This is a genomic window from Sinomonas gamaensis (genome assembly GCF_005876955.1).
GTDB classification, from domain to species: domain Bacteria; phylum Actinomycetota; class Actinomycetes; order Actinomycetales; family Micrococcaceae; genus Sinomonas; species Sinomonas gamaensis.
In genome coordinates this window covers 1-19,595 of record NZ_SSCL01000002.1, presented here as the reverse complement: position 1 = coordinate 19,595, position 19,595 = coordinate 1, and the positions used below count along the sequence as shown (strand labels likewise).

Genomic DNA, 19,595 nt, shown 5'->3' with positions numbered 1-19,595 from the left:
GGCGGCACGCAGTGCCAAGGCCGGGAACAGCGGTCCTTGCCGGGATCCTACGGCGATCGCGGTGTTCCTGCGGAGGGGATCCCCGATCCCGTCCAGAAGCGCCCAGCGCTCGAGCCGGGCCATGGCGTCCTCCAACAAGGCGCACGAAGGCGGCCCCCGGCACTGCCGTTCGGCGCGCCGCAGCTACTACTCGGCGTAGACGCGCCGCAGCTACTACTCGGCGTAGAGAGGTCTTGAAACTCACTCTCGCGGGAATACTTTTATTCGTATGCAGCCGTGGCGGCCGGCTGGGACAGGAGGACCCGATGGGGTGGCTCGACCGGGAGCACAGCGTTGCCGGACCAGGATTCAGCCGGTGGCTCATCCCTCCCGCGGCACTCGCAGTACACTTGTGTATCGGCCAGGCGTACGCCACCAGCGTGTACAAGACCGCCCTCGTGAAGCACTTCGGTGCGAGCCTGACCGAGATCGGCGTCATCTTCTCGGTGGCGATCGTGATGCTCGGGCTGTCCGCGGCGGTGATGGGGACGTGGGTGGACCACAACGGTCCCCGCAAGGCGATGTTCGTCGCAGCGGTGTTCTGGGCCGGCGGCTTCCTCGTGGGCGCCGCGGGCATCTTCACCCGCCAGCTGTGGCTCGTGTACCTCGGCTACGGGTTCATCGGCGGGGTCGGTCTCGGCATCGGCTACATCTCGCCCGTCTCGACGCTCATCAAGTGGTTCCCCGACCGACCCGGCCTTGCGACCGGGCTCGCAATCATGGGGTTCGGCGGCGGCGCCCTCATCGCGAGCCCGCTCTCCACCGCGCTCCTGAACGCCTACGACCCCGCCTCCGCAGCCCCCGGCGGAGTGGCGAGCGGCGATGCCGTGGGCAAGCTGTTCCTCACACTTGCGGTGATCTACTTCGCCTACATGGTCTTCGGCGCCTTCACCATCAAGGTCCCGCCGCCCGGCTGGGCGCCCGCTGGCTTTGACCCGGCATCGGTCCGCTCCCACGCCCTCATCACCACGGCCAGCGTCCGGGCCGCGAACTCGATCAAGACCCCGCAGTTCTGGCTCCTGTGGGTGGCGCTGTTCTGCAATGTCACCGCCGGGATCGGCATCCTCGAGCAGGCCGCCCCCATGATCCAGGACTTCTTCCGGCAGCCGGGCGGGAAGTCCCTCGTGGCCGCGTCCGTGGCCGGGGGGTTCGTGGGGCTGCTCTCGATCGGCAACATGACCGGCCGCTTCGTCTGGTCGGCGACCTCGGACGCGATCGGCCGGAAGCGCATGTACATGGGCTACCTGGGCGTGGGCGCGGTCCTGTACGTCCTGCTGGCCTTCGCCGGGCACACGGCCACGGCCCTGTTCGTGGCCATCGCAGTCATCATCATCTCGTTCTATGGCGGCGGGTTCTCCACGGTCCCTGCGTACCTGCGAGACCTCTTCGGGACCCTCGAGGTAGGAGCCATCCACGGCCGGCTCCTCACCGCGTGGTCCGCGGCCGGGGTGGTGGGCCCATTGATCGTGAACGGGGTGCTCGACGCCCAGGGCACGCCCGGCAAGCTCACCGCGACGGCCTACCAGCCGGCGCTGCTGATCATGGTGGGCCTTCTCGTGGCCGGGTTCATCGCCAACCTGCTGATCCGGCCGGTCGACGCAAGATTCCACGAGCCGGAGAAGCCCGCCTCGACGGGTGCCGCGAAGGAGAGGGAGAGCTGACATGAAGACCGCACGCCTTGCGATCGGATGGATCCTCGTGGGCCTGCCGCTCCTCTACGGGGTCGCGACCACGCTCACGAAGGTGGCTGACCTGTTCGGCTGACCGGAGCCCGGCAGCGCAAGGCGCATGCCCAGCTACCCGGCATCCTGCAGATCACGGGTCTCCGCCTCAGGACAAGTGCCCGGAGTCGCCCTGATCGTCGCCAAATCCTCGACGGCGTCCTGCATCGAGAACGCGGCGCGTCGCGGGGCGTTCCCCAAATCACCCTGAGATTCCTCGTCGCGGCGCCTCGGGGCGCTGGTACGTCTAGCCGGCTTCCCGGCCCCGGCCCAGCGGCGGAAGCCGGGCTCCCATGCATGCGCCGACCGGCCGAGGCCTCGACGTCCTCCTGAAGCAGCCCGAGCATCCCCCTGTCCGCTTCCGGCTCGAGCGCGTTGCTGCACATTCGCCATGAACTGTCAGACATTGTTCACAATGGCGATGAACACGAAGATAGCCGCGAGCGGCAGTGATTCGACCCACGTGACTCCTCCGCCGGTCCCTTGCCACCCCCGTCCTGCCAGTCGCGGGAACCTTGACACGGACCCTGGGGCGGCTAGAGGCCGGCTCCGAGGTTGATGGTGTGGGCGCTGTGATCGCTCTTTGCCATGAGGTAGGCGGCGTTGGCGGCGGAAAGGTGCACTCCGGTAGGCACGCGCTGTGCCTGGCTATGTCAACTTGATTCAGGACCGGCATGACGGTTCGATTCAGGACCCCTTCCTGAACTGAGCCGAGGGGTGGTCGTGCCCTGACATCCCGTTCTGCCCTTCGTGCCGGCCTTCAGCCACCTTCGGCGACTGCACCGAGGAAGGCCAGGCTTCGCCGCGCGGCTCGATTCCCCAGGTGGGTTTGAATTTTCCGACGGGATGGGTGAAACCTTCGCGGTGGTTCCGGACAATACAGGGCATGGGGAGCGTCGAAGCCGGTGAAGAGGCCCTGTGGTCCCGCAGCCTCCGAGGCGAGGGCGAGGCGTTCGGTGTCCTGTATGACAGGCACCGCGATCGGGTGTTCCACCACGCGTACCGGGTCTGCGGGAACCACCACGATGCCGAGGACATCATGGCCTCGGCGTTCTTGGAGCTGTGGCGGCGCCGGCAAGACGTCCGGGTCGTGGAAGGGTCGATCCTGCCGTGGCTGCTTGTCACGACAACGAACGTGGCCCGCAACCACGGAAGGGCGGGGCGGCGCTACCGGAAACTGCTGGATTCGCTGCCCCGCTCCCAGGACCGGTCGGACAGCACGGCGGAGGAGGGCCCACTCGGGCTGCAGGGACAGCTCGACCACGACTTGTCCTCCGCGCTGGGGACTCTGAAGCCCATCGACCTGCATCTGGTGACCCTGGTCGTCTTCGAGGAGTACACGCTTGCTGCCGCGGCCGCGGCTCTGAATATCAGCCCGGCGGCGGCTAAAAGCCGGATGCACCGGGCGCGCCAGCACCTGCGGGCAGCCCTCACTAGAGCCCACCCCCAGATGACTCCCGCGAGGACACCGGCCTTGGAAGGAGAAGGGCTATGAGCAACGTTGAAGTCGACGACCGGTTCAGCGCCGCGCTGCGCGCAGAGCTCGTTGCCCGCGTGCAGCACCCATCGCCCTCTTGGAGCAGAAGCCTGTGGATCCGCTTCGGGGTTATTGCAGCTGGGGCCGGACTCGTGGGCGGGGCAGCCATTGGAGGGATCGCAGCCTCGCAACCGCAGGGCGTCTCGAAGGCTTCAGAGATCGTCCCGGCGATGGCTGCCGCCCAGCAGCCGTCGGACATGCTGCCGACCCCTGCAGCCAATACCTTCGGGAAGAGCGGGATAGATCTCGGGAGTTCCCGCTATCTCGGCAAAGGAACGACATTGCGCTACTACGCCGTCTCCAAGGGAACCGATCTGATCTGCTTGATCCCCGTTGGCCCAGACGGCAGCGGCAAATCGATGGGATGCACCCGGATCAAAGGGTTCGATACCTACGGCCTGCGGACGGGGAATCCCGAAGGTAGCGAAGAGGCCTGGCTGATCATGCCGAACAGCAGCCAAGTCGCCATGGCCAAGGACCCATCCGGCAAGTGGATCGTCGAGGCCGACAACTTCCTCGTGAAAGAGTCGCCCGCCCAGTGAAGCAGGTAAGTCAGACGTGGGCGCGTGTGTGGTTGAGGCGGTAGGAGTCTGTTCCAGTCTGGATGATGGTGCCGTTGAAGGTGAGGCGGTCGACTATGGCAGCGCAGAGGCGGGGGTCGGTGAAGGTCTTGGTCCAGCCGCTGAAGGCCTCGTTGGACCCGATCGCGACGGAGGCCTTCTCCTCCCGCTCTGTGAGGACCTGGAAGAGCAGCTCGGCGCCGCGGCGGTCGAGCTCCATATAGCCGAGCTCGTCGATGACGAGGAGGTCGGCCCGCCCGTAGCGGGCGATGGTGCGGGCGAGCTGCTTCTCGTCGGCGGCCTCGACGAGCTCGTTCACAAGCTTGGTCGCGAGGGTGTACTTGACCCTGAAGCCCTTCTCGGCCGCGGCGGTTCCGAGGGCGATGAGCAGGTGGGACTTGCCGGTCCCGGAGTCCCCGATGAGGCAGAGCGGGTCGCCGCGGCGGATCCAGTCGGCCTGGGCGAGGGTGTGGATCACGGCGGGGTTGACGTTGGGGTTGGCCTCGAAGTCGAAGTCTCCGAGCCACTTCTGCCGCGGGAACCCCGCACCCCTGACCCTGCGCTCGACCGAGCGGCGGTCCCGGTCGTCGCACTCGGCCAGGAGCAGCTCGGCGAGGAAGCCGGCGTAGGAGAGCTGTTCGCGCTCGGCGACCTTGACCGCTTCCTCCATGACCGCGCGCATGGTGGGCAGGCGCAGGCGGCGGCAGGCCTGGTCCACCGCTGCCTGGGCCGCTTCCTCGGTCATGCTCCGCTGCCTGCGCAGGCTCGGGTTGACTTTCGTCGGGGTGCTCATGATGCGCTCGTCCCTTCCCTGTCTGCATTGGTGGTCTCGTCGGCAGCGGTGCGGCGTTGGAGGAGTTCGTCGTAGGCGGTCAGGCTCGGCAGCGGCCGTGTGTCGGCCGGGAGGCCGGCGATGACCGCGGCGGGGTCGGCGAGGCGGCGCTGGGTCAGGCTGACAACGCGATGCTCGCGTCGTTCATCGTGGTCGTCGTGATGGCGGCCCGAACTGGGCCCACTGGCGTGCAGGCGTGCCTCTACGGCGACCACGTCCGGGGAGACCGCCCCGACGGAGAGGGCTGCTTCGATGCCGGCGATGACGTCCGGGGCCTGCATGCTCCGGTGCAGCAGGAGCACCTCGATCAGGGCCCTGGTGCCCGCGGCGTCGCCTTCGACCCTGCGGGCCTCCTGCCAGAACGCTTCATGGGCGGCGGTGAACGCGCCCGCGGCCCTGGCCTGGGCGAGCGCGGTGGAGCCGGGGAGGGCGCCGGGCTTGGTCCTCAGGACCTCGAGGTAGTGGTCCAGGGCGATGGACGAGCCGCCCTTGGCCGAGACTCTCCCGTGTCGGGCCACGACCGTGCGCCCGTCGAAGACGACCAGTTCCGAGGCACGGAGCGAGACCCGCACCCGGCGTCCGATGAGCCGGGCTGGGACGGAGTACTTGGCCATCCGCACGGTGATCAGTGCCGAGCGGTCCACCCTCGGGTGCAGGACCAGTCCCGGGTCGAACCGCTGGGCAGGCAGCGGGGTCAGGAGCGGGCGTTCGGTTTCGAAGTCCTCCCCCACGGTGCGGATCCGGGTCTCGATCCGCCGCTTCAGGTCGCGGGTGTCCCATTCCTTGATGCGCTCGTTCAGCTCGCCCAGGGACGCGACGACGGGCATCGGGGAGAGCCAGGTGCGCCGGAATCGGCCGACCTCGCCCTCGACGCCGCCCTTCTCGTGGGCCCCGGCCAGTCCTATCTGGCAGTAGAAGGCGTCGAAGCCGTAGTGGGATTTGAAGAGGATCCAGCGCTCGTTCTCCTCGCGCTGGCGGTTGCGGCCGTAGATGACCGCGCTGACTGCGGAATTGAGGTTGTCGTAGCGGATGTGCCGGAAGGGGATCCCGCCGAACTCCTCGAACGCATCGATGTGGCCCTCGAGGAAGGCCTCCTGCGCCTGTGAGGGGTAGATCCGGTGGACGGCACGGCCGCTGTGGCTCAGGCGCATGACGAACATGTGGCACTTCGTCTTCACCCCAGCAAGCACCACCCAGAGCTCGCCGAAGTCGACCTCGGCTTCCGCCCGGGGGCGTGCTCCTGTGGGACGAACACCTCCACCCGGCGCCCCGCTGCGAGGTCGATCTGCGCCCGGCGGACCCGCACATAGTCCCGCACCGTCGAATACGACAGATCCACCGCCCCGTGCTCTTCGGCGAGCCGGGCCAGGATCCTCGTCGCGGTATGCCGCTGCTTCCGCGGGGCCTCCAGGTCCTCCCGCAGCATCGCATCGATCGCGTCCTTGAACGGGTCCAGTCTGGGCGAGGCCCGCACCGGCGTTTTCCGCGGCGGCGGATCCGCCCGCGACAGCGCCATCCGCACAGTATCCCTGCCCACACCGTACTTCCGGGCCAGGGCCCGGATCCCGAGTCCCTCGACCCGCTCGTCCCGCCGGATCCGGGCGAACAGCTCCACACGACTTCCCATCCGAACCACCTCACGTAGGCAAACCCATCGGGCATACCCACCGTCGAAGGTGGTCCTGAATCAAACCGTCACAACACGCCGGTCGGAAGGCAGGTGGTCCTGAATCAAGCCGTCACACCGGTCCTGAATCAAGCTGCCATAGTCACTGTGCCACGGCGATGCCGTAGGCGGCCATCTGGGCGGCCTTGTCCGTGTTGTTGGTCAGCAGCCGGATCCTCGTGGCCCCACGGCGAGGAGCATCTGGGCCGCCGCCCGGTAGTCGCGTTCGTCCTGTCCTCGGCCCAAGGCGACCTTGGCCGCATAGGTGTCCAGCCCGCCGTCCTGAAGGCATAGGCGTCGAGCTTGGCATACAATCCGATCCCCCGGCCCTCCTGCCGCAGGTACAGCAGGAAGCCGCCCTCTGCCGAGATCCGCTCGACCGAATTCCCTCAGCTGCGGCCCGCAGTCGCACCGCTGCGAGCCCAGGACGTCCCCGGTTAGGCACTCGCTGTGCGGGCGCACCAGTGGAGCCCGGGCCGCAGCCGAATCGCCGCCGAGGGCGCCATGCCAGTCGCCCAGGCCCAGCAGCAGATGCTCCCGGCCGTCCTCGAGGCCCCAGAAGGTGAAGACCTAGGCCGAGGTGCCGAAGCCGTCTGCGAGCCGCCCGGGACATGCACACGGGTCCGCACCCTGGCTTGGCCTGAAACGGGGCGACGATAGCGCCGCCGCCGACGCGGCCGGCAATGCCCGCGCCTCCAACGCCCAGAACGGGTTCCGATTGCGGGCTTGGGCTTTCGGGCACCATCGGCTCCTCCTCGAACGCAGGCTGGCCCCGTGGAGGGCGGACCTGAATTTTCTAAAACAAGCTAACACGGTTTTGGAGTCCTCCCTTATGCCCGGCGCATTGGGCCATGCTGTTCATGGTGAAGGTCCCCGTCGTGTCCACCCGCAGGACCGTGGCCGAGCCGAGCGCTTCGATGACTCGCGAAATGAAGCAGCCCCAGCAGGGCCCCGAGCCACCAGGTCGCCTCCCCCACCAGGGCGAAGGTCGCCGCGTAGCCCAGCGCGAAGACCTGGCCCGCGCCCAGATGGATGAAGAAGCCCACGACGCGCGCCCGGTCCGGATCCGGAGTCACCAGCGTGCCGAGCACGAGCGGAAAGTCCAGCCTGGTCAAGCCCGCCATCTGCGCCCCGATCATCACCGCCGTCAGCATGCTGGTGGCCAGCACCCCGAAGACCGCCCATCCCGCCCAGTCCAACCCACACCGCCTGCCTCAGCCGCGCTCCCGGTGATGAACGCCGTCCTGTCATTGTGCACGGCAAATGGGAGGGCAAGTCTCTGGTCCACCGGGTCAGAAGCTCTATGCCTCGTCGGCGCGTACCGCCACGGGCCGGGGTCGACGGGCGGCTCCCGGACGTGCGAACCGCGCCGAGGGCACCATCCGAGTCCGCCCTGACGTGCAAGTGGCTCGAGGACCTGGTGCAAGAAGTCCAAGTCCGCGGGGGGCGATTTTCAGCCGTTCAGGGCGAGCAACGACGCGACGACCGGCAAAGCCTTGATCGTGCCGCGCTCCAGGTTCTTGCGAGGTAAGAGGACCAGAATAGGAGGGTGGTGCGGACTCGCCCTCGGGCCAGTAGCGGGGCCCAGCCTCATCGACGAGTCCGCACCGTCTGGCTACAGCGCAGAGGCCCTTGCAGAACGTGCCCTAGTGTTGGCTGGGGTCGTCGGCGGGGCTATCCGACGGTGGCGCCGAAGAGCAGTCCGAGGATATAGGTCACGGCGGTGGCGCCGAAGCTGATGAGGCGCTGGCGCGCGGCGCGCGAGAGCGGCGATCCGCCGGAGAGCAAGCCCACCATCGCGCCGGACCCGAGCAGCACGAGCCCGACCAGGACGACCGCCGCGACCAGGGCAGGAAGCCCGACCATCCTCGAACAGGAAGGGGATGATCGGCACGATCGCCCTTGAGGCGAAGAAGCAGAAGCTGCTGACGGCAGCCTGCCAGGCCGAGCCAACCGCCTCGTGCTCGTCCCCATCGGTTCCAGCCTCGGGGGGTGGAGGGAGAGGCTGGGGTCGCAGTCGCAGGAGTAGTGTCGGAGCCGTTCGGCGGCCCTGTGCTCGGCGGCCTCCTAGCTCATTCCGCGGGCCATGTAGACCAGGACGAGCTCGTTCCGGTCTAGGTCGAGCGCCGGGGCGGCGGCGAGCGTGATCTGGGTCGGTCGGGATGCGGAGAGCATCTCGCGCTGGGACCGGACGGAGATGAACCCCCCATGCCCATCGACAGCGTCCCGGCGAGCAGGCCCACGCCCCCGGAGAGCAGCACCACGTGGCTCGCCACCACCCCGGTCGCCGCCATGCCGGCCACGAGGGAGAGGTTGCTCACGAGGCCGGGACTCCCGCCGAACACGGCGGCGCGGAACGAGCCCGAGAGGGGTGTACGCCCGCGCACCGCGAGGGCGCGGACCACCTCTTCGTGGATCCGCTCGTCGGCGGCCATGGCTGGGCTCGCGTGCGGGTCGTCCGCATAGGGCGAGCGGCTCTCGGCCCGCTGGGCCAGGGCGAGGATGAACACGGAGCCGAAGTGCCGGGCGAGGAAGCCGAGCATTCGGCTGCGCGCCGAGGGCCGGCGGGGCCTGCCGGCCTGCTCACCGAGCAGTGCCGTCCAGTGCGCCTCGTGCCTGCCTTCGGCCTCGGCGAGGCCGAGCTGGATCGCCTTCTCCTCGCTCTCACGCCCGGCGTGTGAGGGCGCGGTAGATGGCGGCCTCGGCCTTGTCGTCGGCGAGGTACCCGCCACCGGCGGTAGTCGGCGCTCGTGGGCTCCCGCGGCGCGGCGGGTTCGTGAGGCGATGGCATGGTGCTCCTGTCCCGAGGTGGTTTCCTGTCTGCTCGGGCCCCACTGCCCGCTGTCACTAGCCCGCATCGGTGCAGTTTTTCGGCCGGTCTGCAAGCCTCCGCAAGTTCGGTCGGCCGTAATCCGTTCCGGGATGACCCAGGCCGGCGGGAGAACGTTCCAGGCGATCGTGGGCCTTTCCCCGGGGTCTATTCGGAGACGCGTCCCCGCGAGGAGGCGGGCAGCGGACGCGCGCCTTGGGCAGTTGCTGCGGCGCCGCGTGGGTCCGGGCTCTACGCGTGCGGCGGATTGATCCGGGGAGGACGAACAGCGCCAGGGCGAGCATCATCCCTGTAGTGGATGGCCGCAGCGGGCAGCCCCGTCGCCCCCGGTCCAGGAGCAGTGGCCACCAACTGCAGGACCAGGAGCAAGGGCGATATAGACGGGTACCCCCATGGGACGTCCTTGGTCAGGCCGAGGGAGCGCGTGAGGTGGCGGATTGCGTGCCATTCGTCTTGCGTATTTCTGATTAGGTAAGGCTTACCTCTAACGTTGGGTCGGTGATCCTCGAGTCCCGCCGCACCGTCGTACCCTTCGCCTCCAAGCTGGCCCAACACGGCGACCGGCCTGCCCTGCACACCGAGGAGCGGACGGTTGGATACCGGGAGCTCGCGGATCGGGTCGGCGACGTCGCAGAAGCTCTCGGTCCTGTCCGGCGTCTGGTCGCCCTGGAGGCGGACAACACCCTGGCCTCGTTGCAGGTGTATCTGGCAGCGCTGGCCGCCGGGCACCCGCTGCTGCTGCTGCCCCACGGGAAGGGCAGCGGTGCCGACGGCATCTTGGATCGCTACGACCCGGACGTAGTGGTCCGGGCGGAGGGCGGGGAGCTGGTCCTGGAAGAGCGCCGGGAGGGTACCCGGCACGAGCTCCATTCGGAGCTGGCACTCCTTCTGAGCACGTCGGGATCAACTGGGTCTCCGAAGCTGGTCCGGCTCTCCGCCGACGGGGTGGAGGCCAATGCCGGGGCGATCGCCGACTACCTGCACCTGGGCGCCGGGGACGTCGCGGCGACGACACTGCCGCTGTCGTACTGCTACGGGCTCTCGGTGATCAACAGCCACCTCTCCCGCGGCGCCTCGGTGGCGCTGACAGGGCTCTCAGTGGTGGACCCGTGCTTCTGGGAACTCGTCCAATCGAGGGGGGTGACCTCCCTCGCGGGGGTGCCGTACACGTTCGACCTCCTTGATCGCGTGGGGTTCGAGGATATGGAGTTGCCGAGCCTGCGCTTCGTCACCCAGGCCGGGGGCCGCCTCGCCCCGGAACGTGTGCGGGCCTATAGCGCGCTCGGCAGGCGCCGAGGCTGGGACTTCTACGTGATGTACGGGCAGACCGAGGCCACCGCTCGCATGGCCTACCTTCCCCCGGACCTCGCCATGGCGCACCCGGACTCGATCGGGGTGCCCATCCCGGGAGGGGAGTTCAGGCTCGACCCGGTGCCCGGCGTGGGCGCGGAGGAGTTGGTCTACCGGGGGCCGAACGTCATGCTCGGCTACGCCGAGCAGGCCGAGGACCTCGGCCTTGGGCGCACTGTGCATGAGCTCCGCACGGGAGACCTCGCCCGCCGCAACGAGGCGGGACTGTACGAGATCCTTGGGCGCCGCAGCCGCTTCGTGAAGATCGCCGGACTCCGAGTGGACCTCGGCCAGGCCGAACGCCACCTCGCCCAGCTGGGCACCGCCGCCGCGGTCGCCGGGAATGATGACCGCCTGGTCGCTGCCGTCGAGAACGTCACCGGCCCTTCCCTCCTCGGCAAAGAACTCGCCCGCGCCTTCGCCCTCCCCCGGGCCGCCGTCGTCGTCCATCCGGTCGATCAGATCCCCCGGCTGCCCAACGGCAAGCCGGACTACCAGAGCATCCTTGCCCTCGCCGCCGAAGATGACGATCCCGATGACTTGAGTGCTGGAGGCCGGGAGGATGGCAGTAGTGTCGAGGATGTCAGGAGGATCCTGGCGGAGTCACTCGAAGTCGACGACGTCGCCGAGACCGACTCCTTCGTCTCCCTCGGCGGGGATTCCCTCTCCTACGTCGCGGCATCGGTGCGGCTCGAGCAGGCGTTGGGCACGCTGCCGCAGGGCTGGCACCTCATGCCGGCGGTGGAGCTCGCCACGTCCGGCGCACCCCAGAAGGTGACAGCCGAGGATGCCGAACCGGCTCGTCGACGATGGCGCGAGCGAGCCGTGGCTCCGCTGGAGACAGGTATCGCCCTGCGCGGGGCAGGGATTGTGATGGTCGTCTGCACGCACATCGGCCTGTTCTCCTGGCCGGGAATGGCGCACATCCTCCTGGCCGTGGCCGGGTACAACTTCGCGCGGTTCCACCTGACCGGGTCTCGCGTTCGGCGTCTGGCCGGTCAGCTGCGTACCATGGCGCGGATCCTTGTCCCCAGCATGGCCTTCATCGCGTTCGCATGGATGGTGACCGACAAGAGGTACACGCTCGCGAACGTCTTCCTCCTGGACACCTTCCTGGGACCGAAGGGCTGGGAGGTCCACGCGCACTTCTGGTTCATCGAGCGACTCGCCTACCTCCTGGCCGGCGCCGCGGTCCTGACGGCGGTCCCGCTCACAGACCGGGCCCAACGGCGCTGGCCCTGGGCTTTCCCCGCAGCCTTGCTTGCCGTTGGGGTGCTCAGCAGATTCCTGGCCGCCGATCCCGGGCTACCGGACGGGCCCGTGCTGTGGCTGTTCGCCCTGGGGTGGGCTGCCGCGGCCGCACGGGGAACGCGGCGCCGCGTTGCCCTGACCCTGGCGGCCGCTGCGGCCGCGGCGGGGTACTTCCAGGAGCCCGCGCGGGACGGCACGATCCTGGCAGGCCTGCTCCTGCTGATCTGGTTCCCGCGCCTCCCGGTGCCCCGGGCCCTGCACAACGCGCTCGGGGTGCTGGCCGGGTCGTCGCTGTACATCTACCTCACCCACTGGCTTGTCTACCCTCACCTAGACCAGGCCAGCAAGCCACTCGCCGTCGTGGCGTCCCTCGCGGTCGGCATCGCCTACTGCGCCGCCGTCACCAAGGCCGTCAGGGCCGTAGAGAGGCTCACGCGGAGTCTCATCGCCGCCCGGACGAGACAGGGACGGGGGATCTCAGCAATGGCTCAGGCGAGCGGTCGGTAGGGATCCCGCCAAAGCATCCGAGGGGTCGGCCGGTCTCCGGCTGTACTGCCGCGCCCACGCCGCGAATTCGAGTACAGGCAAGTGTGGTCTCCGCAGGCCCCGCCTTGCGAGAGTTGTTCCACGGCGCACGGGTTTCCCCCCCAGGCGGCGTTCAGAGCTAGGCGGCGATCGGAGCGGGCATGTATCTCTCCCTTTCGGACTGGCGCGGCCGTCGGACTGAGCCCCCGCCCGGCAGCGTCCCGGCGTTCAGGCTCTCACCGGTCATCCTCGCTCTGGGCATCACGAGCCTGTTGACCGACATCTCCTCAGAATCCGTCGCGGCGGTCCTGCCGCTGTACATCACCGCGTCTCTGGGCCTGTCGACGATCGCCTACGGATTCGTCGACGGAATCTACCAGGGCATCAGCGCCACCGTCCGCATCGCCGCCGGATGGAGCGCCGACCGCACCGGGAGCCGGAAATGGACAGCTTTCGCCGGTTACGCCCTCTCGGCCGCAGCAAGGATCGCCCTGCTCGCCGCCAGCGGCTTCGGCTCGCTGGCCGCGGTGATCGCCGTCGACCGGGTAGGCAAGGGCATCCGTACGGCACCGCGGGATGCGCTGATCAGGCTTGCCGCCCAGCCCGAGCATCTGGGTCGCTCGTTCGGTGTCCACCGCATGCTGGACACCGTCGGGGCCGCCCTCGGCCCGGTGCTAGCGTTCGTGATCCTCCTTGTTATCCCCAACGGCTACCACGTGGTCTTTGTCGCTTCTCTTGCCTTCGCGCTGATCGGTGTCGCGGTCCTGGGTCTGTTCGTCCCCGGCGCACGACGGCAGGGTCAGGACGAGCGTGCGAATCAAGCCCGGTCAGCGCGGCGCGCTCGTCCGCATTGGCGCGATGTGAACAGCCCGAGGATGAGGCGGCTCCTGCTCGCCGCCGGGGCGCTGGGGCTCCTGACAGTCGGGGACGGGTTCCTGTACCTCGTGCTCCAGTCCCGGACTTCCTTTGCGCCCGAATGGTTTCCGCTGCTGTATGTCGGGACCAACATCGCCTACCTCCTCCTCGCCATCCCCATGGGCCGCCTCGCCGACCGCTGGGGCCGCACCAAGGTATTCCTCGCTGGCCACTGCGGACTCCTCACCGCGTACGCCGCCGCCGCGCTGCCTTGGGCAGGTCTCCCCGCCACGGTGGCAACGCTCGTGCTCCTGGGAGCCTTCTACGCAGCCACCGACGGGGTCCTGGCGGCCCTGGCCGGCCTTCTCGCTCCCGACCGCGCGGCGGCAAGCGGAATTGCCGCGGCCCAGACGGTCGTCGCCGTCGCCCGGCTCATCTCCTCGACCGGCTTTGGCTTGCTTTGGTATGCGATTGGCAGCGAGGCCGCCATGTGGGCGGTGGCAGGCATGCTCGCACTCGCCATCCCCTTCGCGGCCCTCCTGCTCCGCCAGCCCGCCCCTCAGACGGCTGCCAGTACGGTCCGATGACGCACCGGACGCGCCTCGTAGTGCTCATCGCCATCATCGTCCTGGCCCTTGGAGCGGCTGGCGGGTACGGGGTATGGGCGTACGCGCAGTACCAGGCCGAGTCCCGGGCACCTTCCCAGGTCCCCGTGGCAGCCTCCGCCCCGGCAGGGCCGGTCATCTTCTTCCGCAACACCGCCTCCGGGCAGGGGCAGGGGCAGGTGGCATCTGTGCCCGCGGCCGCCCCGCAGAGCCCCAGGACCCTCACGCCCCAGGCCTGCGACCGCGTTTACGCAGCAGCCGGGGAGAGAATCTGCCTCCGGACGAAGCTCGGCCTCGAGAACACAACAGACGAGCAGATACTGGACGCGGACTGGCACCCCCTGCGCACCCGCACGCTCACCGGGCTGCCCAGCCGCGCCCGGCTCTCCGCGGACGGCCAATTCGCGGCCTCGACAGTGTTCGTCAGCGGGCATGCCTACACTGGCGGCTTCTCTACCTCGACCGAGATCTCGGCAACCGGCGGCGAGAGCTTCGGCAATCTCGAGGACTACACTCTGGAGGTCCCCGGCGCCACGCTCACACCCCAGGAGAGAAACGTGTGGGGCGTGACTTTCGCCAAGGACGGGGACACCTTCTACGCGACCGTCGGCTCCGCGGACCGCAATTGGCTGGTGCGCGGCAGCATCGGGAAACGGATGCTGACCGCCATCCACGCAGGGGTCGAATGCCCCTCACTCTCACCCGACGGCACCAGGATCGCCTTCAAGATCAAATCCCCCGACCCGAATCTGCCCCAGGTCAGGCTCTTGGCGGTACTGGAGCTCAGGACTGATCAGGTCACGCGACTCGGAGAGGGGCGCAGCGTCGACGACCAAGCCGAGTGGCTCGACGACTCCACACTGCTCTATGGAATGGCCCGCGGCGCACCTGTGGGAGACTCCGACATCTGGTCGATCCCCGCCGACGGCAGCGGGAACCCCTCACTGTTCATCCAGCACGCCTCGTCCCCGTCCGTCCTGCGCCCCTAGACTCCACTTGCGGAGGCTTCGGCACGTCAGATGGGGCCAAGGCAATCCGGTGTCAGCGGTGCTCGTAGCTGAGGCAGTCCGCGGCGTCCGCCCCGGGCCCGACGCGCACGTCATGCGCGTTGCACATCAGGTGCTCATTGTGCACGCACTCGCCCCGCTGGCAGGCCCCAACATGAGCGAGCACCTTCGGCAGACCCCCCAGCGAGGAGGTGTCGATGAAGGTCCCACAGCTGGCGTGGTCGGCCGCTCCCGCAACCGTAATGGCGTAGGCGTTGCACTCGTGCTCGTGGTTGAACGCGCAATTGTCCACCGAACAGGTCGAGACTTCCGTCACGTGAAGCGTCATGGCATTCTCCTCGCTCTAAGGGATAAGAGGACCGTAACCCCAGCACCCGGGGTGCCGGGAGGTTTCAATACCGCACACTTTCGTGCCGTTTCACCCGGCCTCGTTCCTGCTCGGGGCCTTGCCGTCCTCGGCGACCCGGAGACGCTCACCCGCCCCATATGGCCGACCACGACCATCTCGCCGACCACGGCCCGCAGCCGAGCGGACCCTGGCCCAGAGCCGCTTGCCGCCGGATCGGTGGCGATAGGGGCGCATTCCGGTCGAGGACCACCGGGGGTTCAGCCTCTGCCGGCTGGGAGCTCAGGAAGGCGGCCAGCCGGGCACCCGCGTCCAGACCTCCCCCGCGGTGAGCCCGCCCGCCTCGATCCTCCACGCTCCGTTGCTGCCTGCGTCCTTCCTCGTCCCTCTAGGGAACAGGCTGCCCGGCGATGATGTCCTGGGCGACCTCGCGGAGGGCCCTGTGCTCCAGCCGTGAAAGGGACATGATCCGCAGGAGCGCCTCGTCGGGGCCGAGCAGGTCCCGTTCCATAACGATCCCGGTGGCCATGCTGATGCGGTCCCGATCTGCTACAGCGCGGGCCATCATCTCGCTGGCCCGCTCCGCGGCGTCGCGGGCCTGGACGGTGGTGAGCATGAGAGCCGCTGGTCGGGCGAGCATCACCAGCAGGCGCAGATCGCGCACGGAGAAGGCCTCCGCGCTGTCCGCGTAGACCTTCAGCGCCCCGGTCGGGGTGCCGCCTGCCGTGAGCGGGGTGCTGAGCGCGGAGCGCACGCCCGTGGCCGCGGCGGCCTGGGTCCACAGCGGCCAGCGGGTCTCGGTCGCGGTGTCGGAGATTTCCTGCGTCCGGTCCTCGGCGCAGGAGCTCAGGCAGGGTCCCTTCCCGATTTCGTACTGCAGGCGGTCGGCCTCCAGCACGCGCTCGTCGGTTGCCCCGGAGCTGGTCGGGCGGCGGCCGCGGACGTCGATCAGGTTCGCCCCGGCCCCGGAGGCGTGCGGGATCGCCTCGTCGCGGCTTGGGCGAGGGACTGGACGGCGGCCTCTACCGATTCCCGGGTTAGCAGGAGCACGGCCAGCCGGGCGGTCAACTCGGCAAGCTCCCCGGCGAGGGGAAGGTCGACCGTCACGGCCGACGCACCCAAGACCCCATAGCCGACATCGCCGAGGAGCAGGCTCCCGCCGCGAGGGCGGAGCGGGCCAAGGCCGCGGGAGACCTCGCCGTGGAATACCTCGCCGTCGCCGACGCCCTCGCCAGGCGCTACCGCTGCCCGGGCCACGACGCCGAAGACCTCCGCCAGGTCGCCAGGCTCGGGCTCATGAAGGCCGCCCAGCGCTACGAGGACGGCCAAGGCCGCGGATTCGTCGCCTACGCGGTGCCCACCATCGCCGGGGAGCTCAAGCGCTACCTCCGCGACCAAGCCTGGACCGTCCGCCCGCCCCGCAGCGTCCAGGAGCTGCGCCTGAAGGTCAGAGGCGCCGTCCCCGACCTGACCCAGCGGCTCGGCCGCGAGCCCACACCAAGAGAGCTCGCCGACGAACTCGGACTGACCGCGGCCGAGGTCTGCCAGGACCAGGCGGCTGAGGCCAGCCTGGGATACCAGCCGATCAAGCCGACCGACACCACCGAGGACAGCGACGCCCGCCGCTTCGACTCCACCGTGATGGCATTCCAGGAGCCCGGCTACGAAGAGGTCGACTCATCGCTCGCGCTCTCCTACGCCCTCGGAGGCGCCACGGAGGAGGAGACGCGCATACTCCACCTGCGGTTCGCGCAGGAGATGTCCCAGCAGCAGATCGCCGACGAGCTCGGAGTGAGCCAGATGCAGGTCTCCAGGCTGCTGCGCAGACTGCTGAACCGCCTCCGCCGCCGCCTCGCCGCCTGACACAAGGCCAGAACGCTCTACGCACCATCGCCGCACGGCCATCCTTCTCGTCATGCCGTCCCTCCGAGGCCGCGCCCACGGCGCTCCTCGCCCTGGGCGAGGCCCACTGGCGAACGCTCCCGTGCAGGGTGTCCGTCCTGGTCGGCCTGGGATGGCGTTGGCGCCGGTCATGGCATGGTTCCACCCAAGAGGGATCGCCTACTCCGACCCCTCGTCCTGCCCCTCGGTCGTGCCGCCGTGAAATCCGGCCAGGATCGCGTTGGCCTTTTCAAGCAACTCCGCATTCCGCCTGTCGGAGGGTACTGCCGGTTCTACTGCCGTCGACTGCTGCGCCTGCCAAAGCAACGGGCGCCGGGCCCTGCTGGCGATGGACCGGATTGCCTCGGCCACGCCTGCAAGGAGCATCATGCCGATCAGAAGGACTGCTAGGACGAACAGCACGAGGGCGCCGACCACAAAGGTGCCCCGTAAACGAGGTTTGCCACGAGGCTTGTATCATCTACACTGACTCACTCCCGCTGAGGCGCTCCTGGGGCCCTGGCAGCGGGCCCACGAAGGGCTTCACCGTTGGGGATGAGCCGGCTGCTTCACTCGAGTAGAGGCTAAAGCTGCCCGAAGCCACTGTTCATTGTGTGAAGCCCGGGGTTCCGTCGCACGCGCTGGCCGCCTGCTACTGATCGACCCGCCCCTTCCCCCGGAAAAATCGCGTGATCGCGCGATGTGCCGAAGGCCGCACCGGGAGCAAGCTGTTCCCATGAAGGCCAAGGAACACACGGTCGAGTTCGATTTGGAGTCCACGGCCCGACCCGAGAAAGTGCGGGCTGCGCTCCTGGACTTCTCCGATCGCCGCCCCCAAATCTGGCCCGCGATCGATCCCTCCCAGTACGAGGTCTACTCGGTCGGGGAAACCACTGCCGAGGTGCGCGAGGGCAGCAAGGGGCCCGGCGGGATGGTCTGGGCGCGCGAGCACTACGACTGGTCGGACTCCGAGACGGTCCGCTGGACGGTCCGTGAGAGCAACTTCTCCACCCCTGGCAGCTACGTCTCGGCATCCATCCGGCCAGGCAAGAACGGCGGCAGCACCATCCACGTCGCCTGGAACCGCACCGGCAGCACCCTGACGGGGAAACTGATCTGCAGGATGATCCGGATTAGCAGGGGCGAGCCCGTCGCGGCCTCGTTCAGACGCGGGCTCGAGGCTATCGAGACGAGCTGACCGCACGGAGTAGAAGCGGTGCTCCTCGGACATCCCTGATTCCTCCAACGGCTTGGGCCTAGGACTGACCGTAGCGGGACCGGCCACGGGGCCGCCGGGTGACGACCGCCCCTTCGGCAGGAGGGGGCTCGGTCCCGTGCTGCTTGAGGTGCCGGTAAAGTGTGGCCCGCGACCAGCCCACCGCCTCGGCAGCCGCGGCAGCGCCATTGCCTACGGAGAGCATCTGACGGGCCACCCTGACCTTCATCTCGAGAGTCACGGGCCGGGGTGGCTGCTTGCTGTCGAACCGCACACTGAGATGGAACGAGTGGACCCGCTCGGAACTCCATTCGATAACGGCCAGAACGAGTCTCTCCTTCGTCGGGAAGTAGTGGTTGAGCTGGGACCCGCTGACGCCGGCGGCCCTAGGAGTTGCTCGAGCCCGACGGCGCCGACCACGCGGCCAAGTTCGCTGTCGGTCGAGACCAGATCACATACTCGAAGCGGCGCGCCACGGCATCCGCGAAGGACCGGACCACCGCAAAATGGGCGGCATGCACCTGAAGCGCGTGGCCACTGTCGCGGCCGTTGCCATCGAGTGGCCCCGGGCACGCTCACCGCCTGCCACCTCGGAGCCCCCTGTACCGTTTATGAATGCAGAGGGCCTTTGACGGCGCTTAGAGCGGGAGGGTGCCACTGGAAGCTGTCTCGCCTGCGAGGGACCGGTACAGCGTGGTGCGATCGACGCCGAGCCGGCGGGCGACCTCCGCTTTGGGGACACCCGCGTTGGACTATTGCCCCGGGAGCCCAGGCCCTGGGATTCATCAGCCGCTGGCTGCGGCTCACGGCCGCGAGTGCGCCGCTAGGGCCTCCGGCGGGCGGTGCAGGAGGGAAGTGATTCCTCCGCCAGCCGGGAGGCCTCCGAGCTGTGCTAGGCCGCCAACCCTCGTAGGCGCAGACAGAGGACGACCAGGCCCAGACACACTGCCTGGACCATGCCAGGCTGACGCCCTCGGAAGGACCCAATGGCGCACCGGCCGGTGGCGGTATCCGGATCCGTTGGGACCGGTTTCCGTCTTGCCCCATGAGGCCGAGCCGACCAGGGGCTATCGCATCACCCGCACCAGATGTCTCCGGCGGAGAGGCGTCCGACCTGCTCCAGAGCAGTCTCTTCGCTCATCCCCGCCTTCAGCAGCGCCCCAACCATCCGGTCCTGACCCCTCCCGGGCAGCAGGTCCTCCTGGTGCCCGGACAGCCCGAGCCCACCGCGGGGGGTGGACCTGTCGGCGACTCGTGAAGACTGACCCTCTGGGGTCGCGTGAATTTTGACCCCCTCCGCGACGCTTGGAGGGTGTTGGGAGTGGAGGATTGGGCCGAGATCCGTCGTCTGCATCGCGCGGAGGGCGTGCCTAT

At 68.7% G+C, this 19,595-nt stretch carries 17 protein-coding genes and 3 pseudogenes; 9 read left to right on the top strand and 11 right to left on the bottom strand.

All coding sequences use genetic code 11. From position 1 onward, the window contains the following. Nucleotides 1–305: 305 nt before the first annotated feature. From E5679_RS02625 to E5679_RS02610, 4 genes are all read left to right on the top strand, one after another. The gene (locus E5679_RS02625) at nucleotides 306–1,700 is read left to right on the top strand and encodes an OFA family MFS transporter (protein WP_138413546.1); all 1,395 of its coding nucleotides are present in this window, start codon (nucleotides 306–308) and stop codon (nucleotides 1,698–1,700) included. 1 nt (nucleotide 1,701) lies between these two features. Next, complete coding sequence (locus tag E5679_RS21550; protein WP_420821033.1) at nucleotides 1,702–1,803, top strand: MFS transporter small subunit; 102 nt, start codon at nucleotides 1,702–1,704, stop codon at nucleotides 1,801–1,803. An 843-nt stretch (nucleotides 1,804–2,646) separates the two neighbouring features. Further along, nucleotides 2,647–3,255, top strand: a complete 609-nt coding sequence (locus tag E5679_RS02615; protein ID WP_138413545.1) for an RNA polymerase sigma factor — start codon at nucleotides 2,647–2,649, stop codon at nucleotides 3,253–3,255. Beyond that, nucleotides 3,252–3,839, top strand: coding sequence for a hypothetical protein (locus E5679_RS02610; protein ID WP_138413544.1), 588 nt, complete (start codon nucleotides 3,252–3,254; stop codon nucleotides 3,837–3,839). Before E5679_RS02615 ends, E5679_RS02610 begins: the two co-directional genes overlap by 4 nt. A 10-nt stretch (nucleotides 3,840–3,849) precedes the next feature. Here E5679_RS02610 and istB read toward each other — a convergent pair whose 3' ends face one another. The 6 genes and pseudogenes from istB to E5679_RS02585 all read right to left on the bottom strand — a co-directional run bounded on the left by istB (nucleotide 3,850) and on the right by E5679_RS02585 (nucleotide 9,146). Then, on the bottom strand, nucleotides 3,850–4,650 hold the full coding sequence (gene istB / locus E5679_RS02605) for an IS21-like element helper ATPase IstB (protein ID WP_138413543.1): 801 nt from the start codon (nucleotides 4,648–4,650) through the stop codon (nucleotides 3,850–3,852). Beyond that, nucleotides 4,647–6,316 (bottom strand): annotated as a pseudogene (istA, locus tag E5679_RS02600) (IS21 family transposase). Before istA ends, istB begins: the two are co-directional and overlap by 4 nt. Before the next feature lie 128 nt (nucleotides 6,317–6,444). After that, nucleotides 6,445–6,696 (bottom strand): hypothetical protein, encoded by a 252-nt coding sequence (locus tag E5679_RS21400; protein ID WP_275092540.1) that lies wholly within the window; start codon nucleotides 6,694–6,696, stop codon nucleotides 6,445–6,447. Next, nucleotides 6,599–6,874 (bottom strand): annotated as a pseudogene (locus E5679_RS21545) (GTP cyclohydrolase II); the annotation flags it as partial. The pseudogene E5679_RS21545 and the gene E5679_RS21400, both read right to left, overlap by 98 nt. Nucleotides 6,875–7,185: 311 nt before the next feature. After that, nucleotides 7,186–7,554 (bottom strand): hypothetical protein, encoded by a 369-nt coding sequence (locus E5679_RS02590; protein ID WP_249335909.1) that lies wholly within the window; start codon nucleotides 7,552–7,554, stop codon nucleotides 7,186–7,188. 475 nt (nucleotides 7,555–8,029) lie between these two features. Then, nucleotides 8,030–9,146 (bottom strand): annotated as a pseudogene (locus E5679_RS02585) (VIT1/CCC1 transporter family protein). A gap of 537 nt (nucleotides 9,147–9,683) precedes the next feature. Here E5679_RS02585 and E5679_RS02580 point away from each other — a divergent pair. The 3 genes from E5679_RS02580 to E5679_RS02570 all read left to right on the top strand — a co-directional run bounded on the left by E5679_RS02580 (nucleotide 9,684) and on the right by E5679_RS02570 (nucleotide 14,760). Continuing rightward, complete coding sequence (locus E5679_RS02580) at nucleotides 9,684–12,293, top strand: AMP-binding protein (protein WP_138413542.1); 2,610 nt, start codon at nucleotides 9,684–9,686, stop codon at nucleotides 12,291–12,293. Between the two features lie 179 nt (nucleotides 12,294–12,472). Beyond that, a complete protein-coding gene (locus tag E5679_RS02575) occupies nucleotides 12,473–13,753 on the top strand; it encodes an MFS transporter (protein ID WP_138413541.1) in 1,281 nt (426 codons plus the stop codon). Continuing rightward, a complete protein-coding gene (locus tag E5679_RS02570; RefSeq protein WP_138413540.1) occupies nucleotides 13,750–14,760 on the top strand; it encodes a TolB family protein in 1,011 nt (336 codons plus the stop codon). The genes E5679_RS02575 and E5679_RS02570 overlap by 4 nt, the downstream gene beginning before the upstream one ends. A gap of 52 nt (nucleotides 14,761–14,812) precedes the next feature. Here the strand turns inward: E5679_RS02570 and E5679_RS02565 are convergent, their stop codons facing one another. Beyond that, nucleotides 14,813–15,106, bottom strand: a complete 294-nt coding sequence (locus E5679_RS02565) for a DUF1540 domain-containing protein (protein WP_138413539.1) — start codon at nucleotides 15,104–15,106, stop codon at nucleotides 14,813–14,815. Nucleotides 15,107–15,512: 406 nt separating this feature from the next. Then, complete coding sequence (locus E5679_RS21135) at nucleotides 15,513–16,073, bottom strand: GAF and ANTAR domain-containing protein (protein ID WP_275092539.1); 561 nt, start codon at nucleotides 16,071–16,073, stop codon at nucleotides 15,513–15,515. Nucleotides 16,074–16,324: 251 nt separating this feature from the next. Between E5679_RS21135 and E5679_RS02555 the strand changes: the two genes are divergently transcribed. Further along, nucleotides 16,325–16,987: a sigma-70 family RNA polymerase sigma factor gene (locus E5679_RS02555; RefSeq protein WP_171042221.1), complete on the top strand. Its 663-nt coding sequence runs from the start codon at nucleotides 16,325–16,327 to the stop codon at nucleotides 16,985–16,987. A 198-nt stretch (nucleotides 16,988–17,185) separates the two neighbouring features. On the opposite strand, the gene E5679_RS02550 is transcribed toward E5679_RS02555, so the two are convergent. Beyond that, nucleotides 17,186–17,443: a hypothetical protein gene (locus E5679_RS02550; RefSeq protein WP_138413536.1), complete on the bottom strand. Its 258-nt coding sequence runs from the start codon at nucleotides 17,441–17,443 to the stop codon at nucleotides 17,186–17,188. 298 nt (nucleotides 17,444–17,741) lie between these two features. On the opposite strand from E5679_RS02550, the gene E5679_RS02545 reads away from it, so the two are divergent. Then, on the top strand, nucleotides 17,742–18,203 hold the full coding sequence (locus E5679_RS02545) for a hypothetical protein (protein ID WP_138413535.1): 462 nt from the start codon (nucleotides 17,742–17,744) through the stop codon (nucleotides 18,201–18,203). Between the two features lie 58 nt (nucleotides 18,204–18,261). Here E5679_RS02545 and E5679_RS02540 read toward each other — a convergent pair whose 3' ends face one another. Together E5679_RS02540 and E5679_RS21015 are read right to left on the bottom strand one after the other, a co-directional pair. Further along, nucleotides 18,262–18,462 (bottom strand): hypothetical protein, encoded by a 201-nt coding sequence (locus E5679_RS02540; RefSeq protein WP_138413534.1) that lies wholly within the window; start codon nucleotides 18,460–18,462, stop codon nucleotides 18,262–18,264. Between the two features lie 834 nt (nucleotides 18,463–19,296). Next, on the bottom strand, nucleotides 19,297–19,595 hold a 299-nt coding region (locus E5679_RS21015; protein ID WP_212746900.1), incomplete at its 5' end, for a hypothetical protein.